The 18,224-nt window shown below is 59.1% G+C and carries 13 protein-coding genes; 5 read left to right on the forward strand and 8 right to left on the reverse strand.

The features are described from left to right. Positions 1 to 432 precede the first annotated feature (432 nt). From DL88_RS01630 to msrQ, 5 genes are all read left to right on the forward strand, one after another. Positions 433 to 2,004: an efflux transporter outer membrane subunit gene (locus DL88_RS01630; RefSeq protein ID WP_169741518.1), complete on the forward strand. Its 1,572-nt coding sequence runs from the start codon at positions 433 to 435 to the stop codon at positions 2,002 to 2,004. Continuing rightward, on the forward strand, positions 2,001 to 3,323 hold the full coding sequence (locus DL88_RS01635; RefSeq protein ID WP_084704775.1) for an efflux RND transporter periplasmic adaptor subunit: 1,323 nt from the start codon (positions 2,001 to 2,003) through the stop codon (positions 3,321 to 3,323). Before DL88_RS01630 ends, DL88_RS01635 begins: the two co-directional genes overlap by 4 nt. Beyond that, the gene (locus DL88_RS01640; protein WP_034990902.1) at positions 3,320 to 6,550 is read left to right on the forward strand and encodes an efflux RND transporter permease subunit; all 3,231 of its coding nucleotides are present in this window, start codon (positions 3,320 to 3,322) and stop codon (positions 6,548 to 6,550) included. The genes DL88_RS01635 and DL88_RS01640 overlap by 4 nt, the downstream gene beginning before the upstream one ends. 13 nt (positions 6,551 to 6,563) lie before the next feature. Further along, the gene (locus tag DL88_RS01645; RefSeq protein ID WP_084704776.1) at positions 6,564 to 9,752 is read left to right on the forward strand and encodes an efflux RND transporter permease subunit; all 3,189 of its coding nucleotides are present in this window, start codon (positions 6,564 to 6,566) and stop codon (positions 9,750 to 9,752) included. Positions 9,753 to 9,901: 149 nt separating this feature from the next. Then, positions 9,902 to 10,753 (forward strand): protein-methionine-sulfoxide reductase heme-binding subunit MsrQ, encoded by an 852-nt coding sequence (gene msrQ / locus DL88_RS01650; RefSeq protein WP_034990904.1) that lies wholly within the window; start codon positions 9,902 to 9,904, stop codon positions 10,751 to 10,753. 41 nt (positions 10,754 to 10,794) lie between these two features. Here the strand turns inward: msrQ and DL88_RS01655 are convergent, their stop codons facing one another. The 8 genes from DL88_RS01655 to rlmH all read right to left on the reverse strand — a co-directional run bounded on the left by DL88_RS01655 (position 10,795) and on the right by rlmH (position 18,046). Then, complete coding sequence (locus DL88_RS01655; protein ID WP_034990905.1) at positions 10,795 to 11,463, reverse strand: phosphoribosylanthranilate isomerase; 669 nt, start codon at positions 11,461 to 11,463, stop codon at positions 10,795 to 10,797. 267 nt (positions 11,464 to 11,730) lie between these two features. Continuing rightward, complete coding sequence (locus tag DL88_RS01660) at positions 11,731 to 12,027, reverse strand: lipopolysaccharide assembly protein LapA domain-containing protein (RefSeq protein WP_034990907.1); 297 nt, start codon at positions 12,025 to 12,027, stop codon at positions 11,731 to 11,733. Between the two features lie 266 nt (positions 12,028 to 12,293). Continuing rightward, on the reverse strand, positions 12,294 to 12,584 hold the full coding sequence (locus DL88_RS01665; RefSeq protein WP_034990909.1) for an integration host factor subunit beta: 291 nt from the start codon (positions 12,582 to 12,584) through the stop codon (positions 12,294 to 12,296). Between the two features lie 59 nt (positions 12,585 to 12,643). Further along, positions 12,644 to 13,621 (reverse strand): signal peptide peptidase SppA, encoded by a 978-nt coding sequence (gene sppA, locus DL88_RS01670; RefSeq protein ID WP_034990910.1) that lies wholly within the window; start codon positions 13,619 to 13,621, stop codon positions 12,644 to 12,646. A gap of 169 nt (positions 13,622 to 13,790) precedes the next feature. After that, entirely contained in the window at positions 13,791 to 14,297 is a 507-nt protein-coding gene (locus DL88_RS01675) for an RNA pyrophosphohydrolase (RefSeq protein WP_034990912.1), read from the reverse strand. Positions 14,298 to 14,568: 271 nt separating this feature from the next. Beyond that, positions 14,569 to 15,918 (reverse strand): S41 family peptidase, encoded by a 1,350-nt coding sequence (locus DL88_RS01680; RefSeq protein ID WP_034990914.1) that lies wholly within the window; start codon positions 15,916 to 15,918, stop codon positions 14,569 to 14,571. After that, a complete protein-coding gene (locus tag DL88_RS01685; RefSeq protein WP_051955491.1) occupies positions 15,918 to 17,252 on the reverse strand; it encodes a murein hydrolase activator EnvC family protein in 1,335 nt (444 codons plus the stop codon). The genes DL88_RS01680 and DL88_RS01685 overlap by 1 nt, the downstream gene beginning before the upstream one ends. 311 nt (positions 17,253 to 17,563) lie before the next feature. Then, positions 17,564 to 18,046: a 23S rRNA (pseudouridine(1915)-N(3))-methyltransferase RlmH gene (gene rlmH / locus DL88_RS01690; RefSeq protein ID WP_034990916.1), complete on the reverse strand. Its 483-nt coding sequence runs from the start codon at positions 18,044 to 18,046 to the stop codon at positions 17,564 to 17,566. Positions 18,047 to 18,224 lie beyond the last annotated feature (178 nt).

The following is an 18,224-nucleotide window of genomic DNA, read 5'->3' on the forward strand; positions in this document are numbered from 1 at the left end:
CTTGTTGAGCGGGCCACACCGCGAGGCTGGATGACACATTATTTTGATGGACAATTTTCTTGCCCAAGATCGACCCGTTGCAGCGCAAGCGGTCGAAAGAAACGCCTGGACACAGATCCGGCCCGCACGAAAAACGTGTAGTTAGACATATTACATGCTATGCGGGAGCCGTTAGTAAAACTATCATAGTGTCACCAACGGCATTGCCCTGAACATTAAAAAATAGATATTTGTCTGAGTTTCGCGGACGCGCCATGGTCGCGCTTGGTTAAGTTGGGGAGCATTGCGGGCATGTCGAGACTAGGGCGCCTGCCGGGGAGAGAGCTGACCCCGGCGTGCAGAGCCATCTTTCGGCATGCGCCTTTCTCCAACCGTCCTGTTGGCTTCTCCACGTTTTTCCATCGACTAGCGGCACGATCCGCCACGAAGGGGTTGCGCGCCCCGGGATTCCTTACGGGTGGACTTGTTACGAGCGGGCTTCTCTCGATAGGGCTCGGCGGCTGCGTTCCCGCCACCGAAATGCCCGATCTCATGATGAGTGTGCCGACGAGCTACAGTTCCGGCGGGCCGGGCAAGCGCCGCGACCTTCCGGCGGAAGAATGGTGGCGCAGTTTCCGCTCCAGAGAATTGGCCGGTTTCATGGAAGAGACCGCCGCCAGCAATTTCGATATTGCCGCCGCCACCAGCCGCATCATCCAGGCCGATGCCGCGGCCCGCGTCGCTGGCACCGCCCTTTTGCCGACCCTGACCGCCAGCGATACCGTCACACGGTCGCAATACGCCAATATCACCAACACCAACGTCAGTTCGATCAAGCCGCGCACGGTTCTCGTTACCAATATGCAGGCGAGCTACATCATCGATATCTGGGGCATGAACCGCGCCAAGCTGCAGGCCGCGATCGAGACGGCGAATTACAACCGCTGGGATCATGATACGGTCTCGCTGACGGCACTCAGCAATACGGCAACCACTTATCTCGCCGTCCTCGGCGCACGCGAACGCATTTACAACCAGCACGAAAATCTCAAGTCCGCCACGCGTATCCTCACCATCATTCAGGACAGGGTCAAATTCGGCACGGCCAACGCACTCGATCTCGCGCAGCAGGAAGCGCTTGTCGCCAATGTGCGTGCGGCGATCCCACCGCTGCAATTGACCAGCGACCAGAACCGCGTCGCGCTCGGCCTGCTCCTCGGCCGTGTGCCGGAAAGCATCATCATCAAGAGTCAGCGGCTGACCGATGTCACCATGCCGAAGATCGCACCGGGCCTGCCCTCCGAAGTCCTGACCCAGAGGCCGGACGTTCAGTCGGCCGAGGCGCAGCTCGCTTCGGCCCATGCAAGTGTCGTCGCGGCGCGCGCGGCCTTTTTCCCGCAGATTCAGCTCACCGGCCAGGGCGGCTTCCAAAGCCTTGCCCTGAAAACCCTGTTCCAGCCATCCTCCGGCCTCTATTCCTTGTCTGCCGGTCTCACCCAACCCATCTTCAATGCGGGACTTCTGAGCGCCGATTATGATCAGGCGAAAGGCCGCCAGGAAGAATTATTGGCGGATTACCGCAAGGCCATCGTTTCCGCTTTCACCGATGTGGAAAAGGCGCTGATCAGCATTCGTGACCTCAGTGAGCAGGAACGGCTGCTCGGAACCTCGCTCATAGCCTCGCAGAAGGCGCTTACGCTTGCCGAAGATCAGTTGCGGGCCGGGACCGTCGATTACACGACCGTGCTCCAGGCCCAGCAAACCTTGTTCAATACGCGGGATACATCAGCCCAGGTGCATCTCAGCCTGCTGCAGGCAGCCGTGACACTCTATCAGGCACTGGGAGGCGGCTGGCCTCAGAGCCAAACAACGGCGAGCCAGACCCTGACGAACCAAGCTCAGAAGACCGAGGCGAACCGCGCCGGTATGGCCACGACGAAGACGGCGGAAGCCGATATGCACAAGACGGCGTCCAGCACCGACGAGCGAATGAAGACTGAGGCGATGGGGGACAAAGGCCGATGAAGAGATTGTTGCGCGGTTTCTTCTGGCTGGCTGCGATCGCGGGAGTGATCGTGCTGCTGGCACCGGTCGTCACCAGCCATTTCACGCAGCCCCCCGCGACGCAGGACTCCCCCCGCGCAAGCCGGCGGGCCGGCGGACCACGTCCCAGCTCGGACAGCACGGCGGTTCCGGTTCTGACGGCCCCCGTCGTCACCCGCGACGTGCCTGTCTTTATCGACGGGATCGGATCCGGCCGCGCCTGGAATTCCGTGCTCGCCCGCTCGCAAGTCGATGGGGTTCTTCTAAAACTCTATTTCGACGAAGGCCAGACCGTGAAGGCCGGCGATCTTCTCGCCAAGATCGATCCGTCGCTTTACCAGGCGCAATATGATCAAGCCGTCGCGAAAAAGGCGCAGGACGAGGCGCAACTCGCCAATGCAAGGCTCGACCTCGAACGCTATCAGAAGCTTGCCGCGACCAATGCGGTCAACAAACAGCAGCTCGATACACAGCGCGCTTCCGTCGCCCAATATGAAGCCTTGGTGCAATATGACACCGCCGCCATCAACAGCGCACGCACGACCCTGAATTATACCGATATCCGCTCTCCCATCGACGGCCGCACGGGCCTGCGTAACGTCGATGCCGGGAATCTCGTTCATGCGTCCGATTCGACAGGCATCGTGACCGTCGCACAGCTTCAGCCGATCGCAATCGTCTTCACCGTACCGCAGCAGCAGCTCGACCGCATCAATACGGCAACCGCCGCGAAGAAAAACGGCGGCGGCCTCGTCGTCGAAGCGCTTGACGCCAGCGGCGAGCATGTCATCGATACGGGTGTCCTCTCCGTCGTCAACAATACAATCGACCAGACGACGGGAACCGTGCAGCTCAAGGCCCGCTTCCCCAACGAAAATCTGCAGATCTGGCCCGGCTCCTTCATCAATGTGCGGCTGCGCATCGAAACCCTGAAACAGGCGCTGGTGGTGCCCGCCACGGCTTTGCAACGCGGCCCGACCGGCCCCTTCGTCTATCTGTTGAAGGAGGATAAGGCGGTGGTGCGACCGGTCACCATCGGTCAGCAGGATGATCAGCAAGCCGTGATTCTCACGGGGCTTGCCTCCGGCGATCATGTGGTCACGACGGGATTTGCCCGACTGTCCGACGGCGCAAAGGTCAATGCCGCCGAAGATCAAACGCTCGTCGGCACGGAAACCGCTTTGCATCAGATCAGCGCCATGCCTCCGCGCGGCAAGCGCCGCGCCGGCATGGGGGCGCCTGTCGCCGAGAACCAGAGCGACGGCCACGCGCCGGGCGCTCCCCCGAGCGCCACCCAATGAATGTCTCGGCGCTTTTCATTCAAAGGCCGATCGCGACCTCACTGCTCGCCGTCGCGACTTTGCTGACCGGCCTGCTCGGCTATTTCTTCCTGCCGGTTTCAGCCCTGCCACAGGTCGATTTCCCGACGATCCAGGTCACCACGAGACTGCCCGGCGCCGATCCGGACACGATGGCGAAGCTGGTCACGGCGCCACTCGAACGCCAGCTCGGCCAAATCCCCTCCCTGACCAGAATGTCGTCGTCGAGCGGCTTCGGCCTGTCGCAGATCACACTGCAATTCGCGCTCGACCGCGATATCGACGGTGCGGCACAGGATGTCCAGGCGGCCATCAACGCCGCCAATTCCACCCTGCCGAGGAATCTGCCCTATCCGCCCGTCTATTCGAAGGTCAATCCGGCCGCCGCCGCCGTCGTGACCCTGGCTCTCACTTCGGATACGGTGACGATCCGGCAGCTCGCCGATCTCGGCGATACGCTCATCGCGCAACGGCTTTCGCAGCTCACCGGCGTCGGCCATGTCGGAATTCAGGGTAATATGCGCCCGGCAATTCGCATCCAGGCGGATTTCGCCCGGCTTGCAAGCTATGGCATCGGCCTTGAGGATCTGCGCACCTCCATCGCCAATTCCAATGTTGCCGGCTCCAAAGGCTCCCTCGACGGGCCGCAGCAATCCTATACGCTCGCCGCCAACGACCAATTGACCTCGGCCGACACCTATAAGGAAGTCGTCGTCACCTACCGCAACAATGCGCCTGTCTTTGTCACCGACGTGGCCGATGTTGTCGAGGGCCTGGAAAACGACAAGGTCGCCGGCTGGTACCAGGGCCGCCCCGCCGTCATCATCGACGTCCAGCGCCAGCCCGGCGCCAATATCGTCGACACGGTGGCAAGGGTGAAGGATGAGATCGTCCGCCTGCAGAAAGTGCTGCCGAGCGGCGTCACGATGACCGTCGTGCATGACGGCACGGAAACGATCCGCGCGTCGATCGACGATGTCCAGTTCACACTCCTCCTGTCGATCGGTCTCGTCATTATCGTCGTGCTGTTGTTTTTGCGCACGTTCCGGGCGACGATCGTGGCCGGCGTCGCTCTGCCCCTGTCGCTCGTCGCGACCTTCGCCGTCATGTGGCTCGTGGGCTTCAGCCTCGACAATCTGTCGCTCATGGCGCTGACTATCGGCACCGGCTTCGTCATCGACGATGCGATCGTGATGATCGAAAACATCGTCCGCTATATCGAGCAGGGCGAAAGGCCGCTCACCGCCGCACTGAAAGGCGCGAAGGAAATTGGCTTCACCGTCATTTCCTTGACGATCTCTCTCATCGCGGTCTTCATCCCGCTCCTATTCATGACCGGCATCGTCGGACGGATGTTCCGCGAATTCGCGATGACGCTGACGATTGCCGTCGTCGTCTCGGCCTTCATTTCCCTGACCCTGACGCCGATGATGTGCGGTCATCTTCTGCGCGCCCGCCCGCATGATGACGAAAACGGAGAAAAGGCCCATGCCCCGCGCGGTATCGCCGGCGCGCTCGACCGTTTCACCGATTGGGTGATCGAGGGCTATCACAAGAGCCTCGTCGCCGTTTTGCGGCACCAGACAATGATGCTGATCGTCAGCACGCTCATCATGATCGCCACCATCTGGCTCTATATCGTCATTCCCAAAGGCTTTCTGCCAACCGAAGATACCGGACTGATCACCGCCATCGTCGAAGCCTCTCCGACGATCTCCTTCGACGAAATGGGACGTCTGCAAACCCGTGTGGTCGAGACGATCCGTTCCGATCCCGATGTCGCCGACGTCGTCGCGGTCACTGGCGTCAGCACGCTCAACACGACACCCAATGCCGGCCATCTGACCATTATCCTGAAGCCGCGCGACAGCGGCCGCGCCAATGCCTCGGTGATCATCGACCGTCTGCGCGAAAAATTCGCGCAAATGACCGATGCGACGCTCTATTTCCAGAATGTGCAGGATATTCAGATCACGACGCAGGCAAGCCGCGCGCAATATCAATATACGCTGACCGGCACCAATATGTCCGAGGTTCTCGATTGGACTGACAAGCTCGTCGCGGAACTCCGGAAAAGCCCTATTCTCCGGGAAGTCGGGTCGGAAGCCCAGGAAGGCGGACTGCAGGTCTTCCTCGATGTCGATCGGGAAAAGGCGGGCCGGTTCGGCGTCTCGATGCAGAACATCAACGACACGCTCTATGATGCCTTCGGCCAACGGCAGGTTTCCACCATTTACGGTCAGGCCAATCAATATCGCGTCGTTCTGGAAGCCAAGCACGAATATCAGGATGACCCGCGTATCCTCGACCGGCTCTATATTTCCGCCGATGCTGCCGGCACAACCAATTCCTCGACCAGCGCCACCGGAGCCGTCACCACCACATCCGGTTTTTCCTCGAAGACACAGGTTCCGCTCAGCGCCTTCGTCACCCTGCGCCGTTCGCTCGCGCCGCTCGCGATCGGACATCTCGCCCAATTTCCGGCGGTGACCGTGAGCTTCAATCTCACGCCCGGTGCCTCGCTCAGTGATGCGGTCAAGGTCGTCGAAGCGGCGCGCAGCAGGATCGGCATGCCGGATTCGATTTCGGCAACCTATGCGGGAGATGCGGCCGAATTCGAAAGCTCGCTCGCGGGCGAACCCTGGCTCATTCTCGCGGCGGCCGTCGCCATCTATATCGTGCTCGGCGTGCTCTATGAAAGCGCGATCCATCCGATCACCATCATGTCCACCCTCCCCTCGGCGGGTGTCGGCGCACTCGTCGCCATGATGATCTTCCATATGGATCTGTCGCTGATCGGCCTCATCGGCATCATCCTGTTGATGGGCATTGTGAAGAAAAACGCGATCATGATGATCGATTTCGCGCTCGAGGCCGAACGGGAAGAAGGGCTTTCCCCCTATGAGTCCATCGTCAAAGCCTCACTCCTGCGTTTCCGCCCCATCATGATGACGACGCTCGCGGCTTTGTTCGGCGCCCTGCCGCTCGCTCTCAGCACCGGCACAGGCTCCGAATTGCGCAATCCGCTCGGTATTTCAATCATCGGCGGGCTCCTGTTCAGCCAGCTGATCACCATCTATTCGACGCCGGTCATCTATCTCGCAATGGAGCGCGTCAGGCTCCTCTTTTCACATAAAGATACATCCAGGCGCGCGATACTCGATACATTCGCACCGCTTGAGACGACACCCAGCAAGGCAGCCGAATAGGAAGGTTTGAGCGATGAATCCTTCCGAAGTTTTCATCCGCCGGCCAATCGGCACGATCCTCCTCTCGATCGGCCTGTTTCTCGTCGGTCTGCTTGCTTACGCGCATCTGCCTGTCGCCAGCCTGCCGAATGTCGAGGTGCCGACGATCAACATCAATGCGTCGCGTCCGGGCGCTGATCCGGTCATTATGGCGGAAAGCGTCGCAGCGCCGATCGAACGGCGCATTGGTGAAATTTCCGGTCTGACCGAACTCACCTCCGTGAGTGCGCTCGGCTCAACCAATATTACCGCGCAATTCGATCTCAGCCGTAACATTGATGGCGCGGCGCGCGATGTGCAGGCGGCCCTGAATGCGGCGCAGACCGATCTGCCAAGCGATCTGCCCAACCGGCCGAGCTTCCGCAAATTCAATCCGGCGGCTGCTCCAGTCCTCATTCTCGCGCTGACTTCCGATACGATCCCTGCAAGCACGATCTACGATCAGACGGATACGATCGTCGCGCAGCGCATCGCCCAGATCGAAGGCGTCGCCCAGGTCACGGTAACCGGTGCCGATCAGCCGGCGATCCGCGTAACGGTCAACCCCACCCAGCTGTCCACGATGGGACTGAGTTCGGAAGATATCCGGACCACCATCGTCAACGCCAATGCCTTGAGCCCGACGGGAGGATTCGACGGCCTCTCCACCGCTCAGGCGATCGCCACGAATACGCAATTGCCGGCAGCCGAGGATTACGGCAATCTCGTCGTCCGCAACGCCAACGGCAATTCCGCACTGTTATCCTCGGTCGCAAAAATCGAAACGAGCGTGCGCAACACCTTGTCGGCGGCATGGCTCGATGGCAAACCAGCCGTGATCCTGGTGATCACGAAACAGGCCGAAGCCAATGTCATTGCTACAGTGGACAGGGTGCTGGAGGCACTCCCGGAAATCCAGAAATGGATCCCCGCCGACATCAAGATCTCGGTCCTGAACGACCGCACCGTCACCATCCGCGCCAGCGTCGACGACATGCAGATCACCATGCTCATCACCATCGGTCTGGTGATGCTGGTCATCTTCGTTTTTCTACGCCGGTGGGAAGCGACGCTCGCGGCCGGTATCACTGTGCCGCTGGCACTCGCCGGCACCTGCGCGCTGATGTGGACCGCCAAATTCTCGATCAACAATCTGTCGCTCATGGCGCTCACCGTCGCCGTCGGCTTCGTCGTCGACGACGCCATTGTCATGATCGAGAACATCGAGCGCAATCTCCATTCGGGCATGAGTTCCATGGAGGCCGCTCTCGCGGGCTCGAAGGAAATCGGCTTCACCGTGATCTCGATCTCGATCTCGCTGATGGCCGCCTTCATCCCGCTTTTGCTCATGGGCGGCATACTCGGCCGGTTCTTCCGCGAATTTTCCCTGACGCTCGCCTTCACCATCCTGATCTCGACCGCCGTCTCGCTGACCTTGACACCGATGATCTGCGCCTATCTGCTGCCGCCGCCGCAAGCGCGCAGACAGAGGTTCTTCGATCGCCTTTTCGAGACGGCGTTTGCAAGGCTCACGACAGCCTATGCCGCAAGCCTCGACAAGGTGCTGCATCATCGCGCGCTGACACTCATCGTCATGACCTTCACCGTCGCCGCGACCGTGTCGCTCTTCATCAGCACGCCGAAAGGGTTCTTTCCCGAGGATGACACTGGTCTTCTGATGGGTACGACCGAGGCGGCGACCGATATTTCCTTCCAGGCAATGAGCCGGCTGCAGCAGCAGGTCGCGGCAGTGGTGGAGACAGATCCCGCCGTCGCCTCCCTGGCTTACACCGTCGGCGGTTCGGGAGGACCAGGCAGTTCCGGCGGCCTTAACACAGGCCGTCTGTTCATCAGCTTGAAGCCGTTTTCTGAAAGCGGCGTGACCGCAAATCAGGTGATCAACCGCATGCGCGGCAAATTGGCGAAGGTCGCGGGTATTTCAACCTTCCTCATGCCCGTCCAGGATCTGCGTATGGGTGGAAGGGTGGGCAAATCCAGCTATCAATTCACCCTCTGGTCGCCAGACAATGAAGAACTCAGCCATTATGTCCCGATCGTCCTCGCCAAATTGCGAAAGGTACCGGGCCTCGTCGATGTTTCGACCGACCGCGAACCAAATGGACTGCAACTGAACGTGAAGGTGGATCGCCTCGCCGCCGCCAGGCTTGGCGTCTCCATTCAGAATATCGATAATGTGCTGAACAATGCCTTCGCCCAGCGGCAGGTCTCCGTTCTTTATTCGCCCCGCAATCAATATCGCGTCATTCTTACCGTGCCGCCCTCGCAGGCGAATTCTCCCGCCGATCTCGCCTCGATCTATGTCCCGGGAAGTGGCGGCACCCAGGTGCCCCTGCTTGCCGTCAGTCACATCGAGAAAAGCCTCGCCCCGCTCGTGACCAATCACCAGGGACAATTCCCGGCCGTCACCATCACCTACAATCTCGCGCCTGGCGCGACCTTGCAAGCCGCCAACGATGCCATTCTCGCCGCCGTGGCGGAGCTGCATCTGCCGGATACGTTGCATGCGGAATTCGCCGGCGATGCCAAAGCGCTGGCGGCGACCGGCAAAGCTTTGGGAATTTTGGTCATTGCCGCTTTTGTCGCGGTCTATATCGTTCTCGGCGTCCTTTATGAAAGCCTTGCGCATCCGCTGACGATCATTTCAACCTTGCCTTCCGCGGGGCTTGGAGCGCTTCTGGCTTTGCAATGGACGCATATGGAACTGTCCGTCATCGCCTTCATCGGCATCATTCTGCTGATCGGCATCGTCAAGAAGAACGGCATCATGCTGGTCGATTTCGCCCTTGAGGGCGAACGCAAACATGGTCTTGATTCCATGGCTGCGATCCGCGAAGCCTGTATCGAACGGTTCCGCCCCATTCTGATGACGACGCTCGCGGCTTTTCTCGGCGCCATTCCCTTGATCTTCGGCGCAGGACCGGGTTCGGCGCTACGCCGACCACTCGGCATTACCATCGCCGGCGGCCTCATCGTGTCACAGCTTCTGACCCTGTACACCACGCCCGTCATCTATCTGATGCTCGACCGCCTGCATAAACGGCTCTCGGAACGGCGCAACAAAGGGGATGGCGACCAAAGAAACAGGCCAATTTCACACCTGCGAGGCCGGCAAAAGACATTGTCGCCAGCAGCCTCTCTTCAACAAGTGACGCAGGATCCATAGATCTTCAAAATCGTCCAATCAAAAAGGGGCCGTGGCAATGAGCGCCAAACGGCTTTCCCTTTGAGATTTTCGGGCACATGCCGTCCTGCCCGGCGGGTTCGTGGAAAGCCACGTCCCGAATTTCCTTTCCTCTCGTCAAGAGCAAGACAATGCAGCGGGCGACCCTCCCCCTGCCCTGGCTCGATCGCCAGGGACATTTTGCGACCCTGAAAGCCGCTGCGTTCGCGGGTGTGCTTGCACCAGCCTTGTGGCTGTTCCTCGGCCTGATCACCGATCAGCTTGGTTCGAGACCACTCAGCACGATTCTGCATCAATCGGGATTATGGTCCATCCGCTTCCTGGTGCTGAGCCTCGCTCTCACCCCCTTATCGCAAGCACTCGGAACGACCCGGCTCAGCGCGATCCGGCGCATTATCGGCGTCGCCGTCTTTGCCTATGCGGCCCTGCATTTCCTTTTATATATCATCGACCAGCAAGCCGATTTCACGAAACTCTCGACCGAGATTCTGACCCGTACCTATCTCACGATCGGTTTTTTCGCCTTCTGCGGATTGTTCCTTTTAGCCGTGACATCGACCGATCGCATGATCGCACGGCTCGGAACCGAAAATTGGCGGCGGATCCAAAGCCTCACTTATGCGATCGCGCTTCTTGCGACCGTACATTTCTTCATGCAAGTGAAGGTAGATGTCGGCGAGCCTCTTTGGGTCGGCGGGTTGTTCGCCCTCCTCATCGCCATCCGGCTCGCGCGCAAATGGGCGCGAGACCTGTCGGCGGCAACTTACGCGCTGCTCGCCTTACTGGCCGCAGCAGGAACCGCCCTTTGTGAAGCCCTCTGGTATCATTTTTCCGTCGGCGCCCCGCTCGTCCAAATCCTACTCGCCAATACAGACACGAGTCTTGGGCCACGGCCGTCCTGGTTCGTGCTGCTCGGCGGTCTGATTCCCGCGTTCGTCCGGCTGTTTCGCGCACCGCTCCCAAAGCGGGGGCGGCGTGGATGACACCGGACGCGGGATTCTCAATTCTTGCGGAATAATAGTGATCAGGAAGCGCGCTTTTGCAGATCTGCGCAGGAACCGCGTGTAGCCTCGATAAAAGCTGCGATCTTTCCGACATCCTTCACTCCCGGCGCACTTTCGACACCGGAAGAAACGTCAACGCCATGAGCGCGCGTCTTGCCGATCGCTCCAGCCACATTCGATGGCGTGAGGCCGCCCGCAAGAAGCCACGGCTTGCGTGTCTCGATCCGTCGCAGCAAGGACCAGTCGAAAGCGACGCCATTGCCTCCCGGAGAAGCCTCCGATGAGGCCGGCTTCGCATCGAACAAGAGCAAATCGGCAACGGCGTCAAACAGAGGAATCTGCACGAGATCGGTATAGGAACCGATCGCAAGCGCTTTCATGACCGGCAGACCGAAACGTGCACGAATCGAGGCGATCCGTTCCGGAGTTTCCTGGCCGTGGAGCTGCAGGATTTCGGGGTCGAGTGCGGCTATAGCTGCCGCGAGCAAAGCATCATCCGCATTGACCGTCAAAAGGACCTTGAGCGCCCGTCCATTGACCCTTGCACCAAGCTGTCGCGCGCAATCCAGGGAGACATGGCGCGGGCTTTTGGCGAAGAAGACGAAGCCGACCATGTCCGCGCCATGACGCAGGGCAACATCCAGGCTGTCCTCGGTTTGCAAGCCGCAAATCTTTATCAAAGTGGACATGATCTCGCCCGCAACGACTCATTTCAGAGGGTGCTGAATGGTTCGGCAGCCTCGCTCGTGTGAAAACGGCAGCCGTTTCAGCAGCATTCTTTAAATGCATCAAACCGAAAAGTGGTACCACTTTTCGGTTTGATGCATTTGACGGAAATTATTCGACGCGTGTCTGAACGCGTCTGCCAGACACTCTCGACTTTACGCCCGCTAACCGCTCGACGACATGGGTCTTCGAGCCGCAGCCAAACACCAGTCTTTTACGCCATCGATGCGTCAGACCAGTGAACGCCCCTGTCTTTGCTGCAAGATCTCGATCTCGTCACGCGCTTTTCGCAAGGCCCGGCGGGTTTTCCCCTGTTCCAGCCAGGCGCCCACGCCCCCAAGAAGCGCACCCGCCATAAGCGCCAGCAGCAGAACGATGAACAAAGGGGCCGTGATGGAGGGTCCGGGAATATCGCTGCTGCTGAAAGGATCGAAAGAGACTGTCACCAATTGTCTGTTGGCAATAGCCAGAAGCAGCACGACGATGCCGAGAGGAACGAAAATGAGGAAACGAAAAAATGTCGCCATGGCTCAGGTCGTTCTCCCGGTGGAAGGAAGCCGGATGATGCACGAGCATCAACGAAAAAGCCAGTCATGCACCCCAGAGAGCCTTGCATGGCTCCCCTTGAAAATGGGGGCATTCTCATTGGAATGAAATCACGAAGCGATTCAAAATTATCGGTAAATATTCCGGGACGACCTTGAGACCTGCTCAAGGCGCACCGCGGAAATACGAACCCGATACACCAACATCAAGCTGGCAGCCCCCAAAGTGGCTTCCGCCAAGCGGCTAATCAGTCGAGATAACCTTCGTTCAGTCTTTCCCGCATTTCCTTCCCGGTCTTGAAGAAGGGAACGGATTTTTCTTCGACCGGCACATGTGCGCCTGTACGCGGGTTACGTCCAAGCCGGGCATCACGCCGCTTGACGGAAAAAGCACCGAAACCGCGCAATTCAACCCGGTCGCCGCGCGACAGGGCCTTGGTAATTTCATCAAGAATGGCGTTCACGATCTTCTCGACATCCCGCAAATAGAGATGTGGATTGCGATCGGCGATACGCTGCACGAGCTCCGATTTAATCATTTGCCTAATCCATCACAGCCCGGAAACGAGAAATTTCAAATCAGTTTCAAAAGCCTGGGTCAATTCATCCCTGCGTCAGCTTGCCAAATCGAAGTTAACCCGTCAAGCAACGGCGAGGTTGCGATCGAGGTCTCTCCCTGCAGTAGGAGAGCCAGAGTGGAAAAACCGAACCTCTGGGCCAATTCAGCCGCAAGGCTTATGATCCCCAATCTGCCCAGCGTGCGTTGACGCCGCCAGTCGCGCACCGGGAGATTTTTATCGATCCCCTTTTTCTGTTCGAGCCAGGCAATGGCTTCCTGCTCGCCCCCGAGCTCATCGACGAGATGCAAGCCCATTCCCTGTCGGCCGGTGAAGACCCGTCCATCCGAAACGGTAGCAAGCAGAGCATCATCCATGCCGCGCCGGTCCTTCACCAAGCCCTTAAACCAGGCATAGCTGTCGTTGATGATTGAAACGAGCGCAGCCTTCGCCTCCGGCGACGTCGGCTCGAAACCATTGGGCGACGCCTTGAGCGGCGACGATTTCACTTCCTCGATCTTGATGCCCCAATTATCGAGCAGCTTTCCAACATAAGGATATTGGACGAGAACGCCGATGGATCCCACGAGCGAATTGCCCTGCGCGACGATCCGGTCGGTGCCAAGAGCGGCTATATAGGCGCCTGACGCTGCAAGGGAGCCGACGACGGCGACCGTCGGCTTCTTTTTGGAGAGGCGACGCAAAGCGTCGTAAATGCGCTCGGACCCCGTCGTGGTTCCGCCGGGACTATCGATCGACACGATCACGGCTGCCGCCGGCGAGGATTCGACCCGCTTGATGAGCTGCAGCGTATCCCGATCGCCGGTAATGAGGCCGCCGATCGTCAAACGAGCGATATGTTCGCTACGGTGGCCCACATCACCGCCACCCCAGATGAAATAGGCGCTACCCGCGAGCCCTACCAGCACCAGGGTCAAGGCGACCACCCGCCAAAAGGACAATTTACGGCGCAGCAACCGTCGCTCGACGAGATAATCCGAAAAATTGGAAAGAGGCATCGCCAGTCCAGATCAGGGAGTTCCAGAGCCAGTCATCGGTCGTGAAACAGCGCCAGGATTAAGCATTGAACCGCAAGGTGGATACGGCTCCTTACGAGAGAAGTTTAGCTGATTCTCCTTCATTTGTCTTATCATCAGAGTGCAGCTGCAACATTCCTGGACGGCACAATCAACGCGATGGCTTGGCGAAGGGCCGGAAATTCTCGACGACCTGTTCATAAACCGCACGTTTGAAAGGAATAATGAGTTCGACCAGGCGGTCGATACTTTCCCATCGCCAGGCATCGAACTCCGGCTTATGTCCGCCATCGGGAGAAGCGATATTGATTTCGTTTTCGGATCCATTGAACCGCATGGCGAACCATTTCTGGCGCTGCCCCAGAAAACGCCCTTTCCAGGAGCGTCTCGACAGATCCGGCGGGAGATCATAGCTCAGCCAATCCGGTGATTCGGCAAGCAGCGATGTCGAGGACACATTGGTCTCCTCCCGCAACTCCCGTAACGCAGCGTGATAGGGCTCCTCGCCCTCATCAATGCCTCCCTGCGGCATCTGCCACTCGTGCCCGGTGCGCAGATGTTCGGGAATCTTCTTGCCACGACGGCGACCGACAAAGACCAAACCATCCTGATTTACAAGCATGATTCCGACGCAGGGGCGATAAAGTCCGAAATCCATGCCTGTGCTTCACCTCATTCACAATCGCTTAAGCGAAAAGATATCCCCAAACGCTAGCGCATTTCAAGATTGGCGCTCATCGAGCGGACCGACAAGAAAAGCGGGTGCATAACAATGCACCCGCTCCCTGAAAACCATCGATTCTGGATTTTAACTGCAAGCCGAGCGTGTAGAGCACTTTGTCTTTATATTGGATCGCGCCGCGATTCCATTTACCCGAAAATACTCTAAATTTTCCGAGTGGAGCATTTCTGGATATATCCGAAACGCTCTAGTCGTGTGCTTTCGGTTGCTCCTTCGGCTCAGCGGCCGGCACCGCAGGCGCCGGCTGAAGATTTGAGGCCTTGATGCCGCGAAGCAGATTTTCCGCGGCAGTCAATTGCTTGTCATCTTTCGGATTGGGCGGGACGTAAGCCTGAGAACCGGTCTTTTCATCATCACCGTTTTTCAAATGGCCCTTCAGCGAAGCCTCGCCCTTCAAATCATCTTTGCCCTTCAACTCGTCCGGCACATCCTGAAGGATCTGGATATCAGGCTCGATACCCTTTGCCTGGATCGAACGACCCGAAGGCGTGTAATAGCGCGCCGTCGTGAGCCTGACGGCACCGTTCTGGCCGAGCGGAATAATCGTCTGGACGGAGCCCTTGCCGAAGGAACGGGTTCCAATCAGGGTCGCGCGCTTATGATCCTGGAGGGCACCCGCGACGATTTCCGAAGCCGAGGCGGAGCCACCGTTAATCAGGACGACGACCGGCTTGCCCTTGGAAATATCATTCGGGCGCGCATTGTAGCGCATCGTCTCCTCGGCATTGCGGCCACGCGTCGAAACGATTTCGCCGTGATCGAGGAAGGCATTGGCGACGCCGATCGACTGGTCGAGCAGGCCACCCGGATTATTGCGCAGATCAAGGACGTAACCCTTGAATTTATCCGCCGGGATCTCGCTCTGGAATTTCTGGATGGCTTCACGAACGCCATCGGTAGTCTGTTCGTTGAACTGCGTGATGCGGATATAGCCGATATCGTCGCCTTCCTTGCGGGAACGCACCGATTTGATCTGGATCATCGCCCGCGTGAGCTTGATATCCTGCGGCTCTTTCTTTTCGCCGCGCTGGATTTTCAGCACAACATTCGTGTTGGGCGCGCCGCGCATCTTGTCGACGGCCTGATTGAGGCTCAGGCCCTGCACGCTTTCACCATCGATCGCGGTGATGAGATCGCCGGCAAGAATACCGGCCTTGGCGGCCGGCGTATCGTCGATCGGGGTGACGACCTTGATCGCACCGTCTTCCTGCGTCACCTCTATGCCGAGGCCGCCGAATTCGCCATGCGTCTGCACCTGCATGTCGCGGAAGCTCTTGGCATCCATATAGGTGGAATGCGGGTCGAGCGAGGTCAGCATGCCGTTGATCGCCGCCTCGACGAGTTTCTGCTCATCGGGCTTCTCAACATAATCCGATCGGATTTTTTCGAAGACATCGCCGAAAAGGTTGAGATTGCGGTAGGTATCGGAAGCTGCGGCGCGCGCGGCGCCCGTTGGCAGCAAACGTACCTGATGATTGAGAGTCGCGACGGACGCGCCCAGAACCGCACCAAGCACTACCAGGGAAACCTTGCGCATTATCCGCGAACCTTCTGCAATTCGGGCTTCATCCACCATGGACCAGGATCGATCGCCGCACCATCCTTGCGGAACTCGACATAAAGGATGGGTTGAGGCGCTGCGACAGCTACTGAAGCGGCAGTCTTGGCCGATCCGTCGCCCATAACGGCAACGGCCTCGCCAGCGAGAATGAACTGCCCCACGTTTACGTTAATGCGTTCCATGCCCGCAAGGATAATATAGTAACCTTGCCCGGCGTTGACGATCAAGAGTTGGCCATAGGTCCTATAAGGACCGGCATAAGCCACCCAGCCGTCGGAAGGCGCAGCGACGATCGCCTCCGGCCGGGTCGCCAGCAAAAGCCCTTTCTCGACGCCACCAAGTCCATCCGGCGCGCCATAGCCGCGCAGAAGCGTCCCGGCGACCGGCATCGGCAGATAGCCCTTGGTATCGGCGAAGGCGCGCGCCGGAGAGAGGCGGGCTGGATCCTTGAACGGGGCGCCGGAGGAAACCACCCCCGCGGCCACCCGCGCCTTCTGCGCCTCATCGGCCTGGCGGGCAGCTTCGGCCCCCTTGGCCGCGGCAGCCACTTCCGTCTCCATGCGGGTGATCAGATCCTTGAGATTGGCAGCCTGCCGCGCAAGTTCTATCGCCCTCTCCCGCTCGGCACCCAGAGCCGCTTCCGCATTGCTGAGACCCATCTGCCGTGCGGCGATCAGATTTTCCAGCCGCAGCCGTTCGTCGCGAATATTCGCACGATCGGCGTTGAGACTGTCCCTGTCGGCGGAGATCGATTGCCGCAGGCGCACCAGTTCGGAAAGGTCACTCACCAGCGAGGCCGCCTCCGCGCGCATCTCCGGCAGGACGGCGCCGAGCAGCATGGAGGTCCGGATCGCCTCCAGAATATCCTGCGGTGCCGCGAGCAGCGCCGGCGGCGCCCGCCGCCCCATGCGTTGCAATACAGCCAGTACTTCCGACAAGACCTTGCGACGACCTTCAAGCGATTTGCGGATCGAATCCTCGCTGGCCGTCAGAAGATCGAGACGACGTTCCGTCTCGAGGATCTTTTCCTCGAGCCCCGAGACTTTCTGTGTCGTCTCGACCAGCGCCGCCGCCAGTTTCGCGCGATCAGCCTTCAGATCGACGATTTCATGTTCGATCTTTTCACGCTGTGCCTGGGATTGCTCCAGCGTATCCTGCATGCCCCGCAATTCAAGCTTGTGCGTCGCAAGATTACGCGCTTTCGCGTCCCCCGCGTCACTTTCCGCATCCGGAACAGTCTGCGCCATAGCAGAGCCGGGAAGGGAAAGGCCGGAACGAGCGAAGACGAGCCCAAGCACCGCAGCCATCATGAGCGACCCGACGGCGGTCGTCCTCCTGGGTGCGGCACCAGCCATGGGGATCGGCAAAAGGGAAATGATCGCCTCCGGGAACAGATGCTGTAGATTTAGCGGGAATCTTGCAGGAAACAGCATCAACCAGGATTAAATTTTAGTTATTGTCTCAAACTTTCCGACAAATGACGGGCGCATTCCAAAGCGACACGCTCATGAAAACACCCCGCCCATCAATCGGACAGGCAAAACCTGCACGCTTCTACCAAATCTGGCTGACCGGAAGCTGACGTCCCGTGCCCGCCGTTACGGGTCCAGCATTTGACACATCAGGCACGGTGATAAGGATGATGTGCGAGAATCGTCATCGCCCGGTAAATTTGTTCCGCTGCCATGATGCGCACCAATTGGTGCGGCCAGGTCATTTTGCCGAAGGCGATGATATGGGCTGCACTGGCGGTCAAATCCGGCGCGAGCCCATCCGCTCCGCCAATGACCAGAGTCATCACGGATTTTCCGGAATCGCGCGCCGCACCGAGACAGGCGGCGAAAGCCTCGCTATCCATCGTACGGCCATGCTCGTCGAAGGCAACGAGCACGCCTCCGGATGGCAGATGATCCCGGATCGCCTTGGCTTCCTGAGATTTGCGATCCTCTCCGCGCCGTGCGCGGCTTTCCTCGATTTCCTTCAAATCGACTGACGAGAACCCGAGGGCGCGGCCCGCCTGCGACGCTCGCTCGAGATAGCGCAGCGTCATCTCTCGTTCGGCACCGGCCTTGGCTTTTCCGATTCCGATGAGATGAAGACGCATGAGAGGAGCAAGTCAATCCAGGGGCATCAAACCAAAAGCGGATAATCTTTTCAGGGAATTTGATGCGTTTACAAAACGTCGAGCGTTTCCGGACAGATCCGAAACGCTCAAGCCCGCGGCGCGGACGATCTGGTTTATAAAGAGATCGCCGCAGCGCCAAGCCGAGCGAGCGTCAATA

Origin of the sequence: Beijerinckia mobilis, assembly GCF_000745425.1 — a bacterium.
Classification (GTDB): domain Bacteria; phylum Pseudomonadota; class Alphaproteobacteria; order Rhizobiales; family Beijerinckiaceae; genus Beijerinckia; species Beijerinckia mobilis.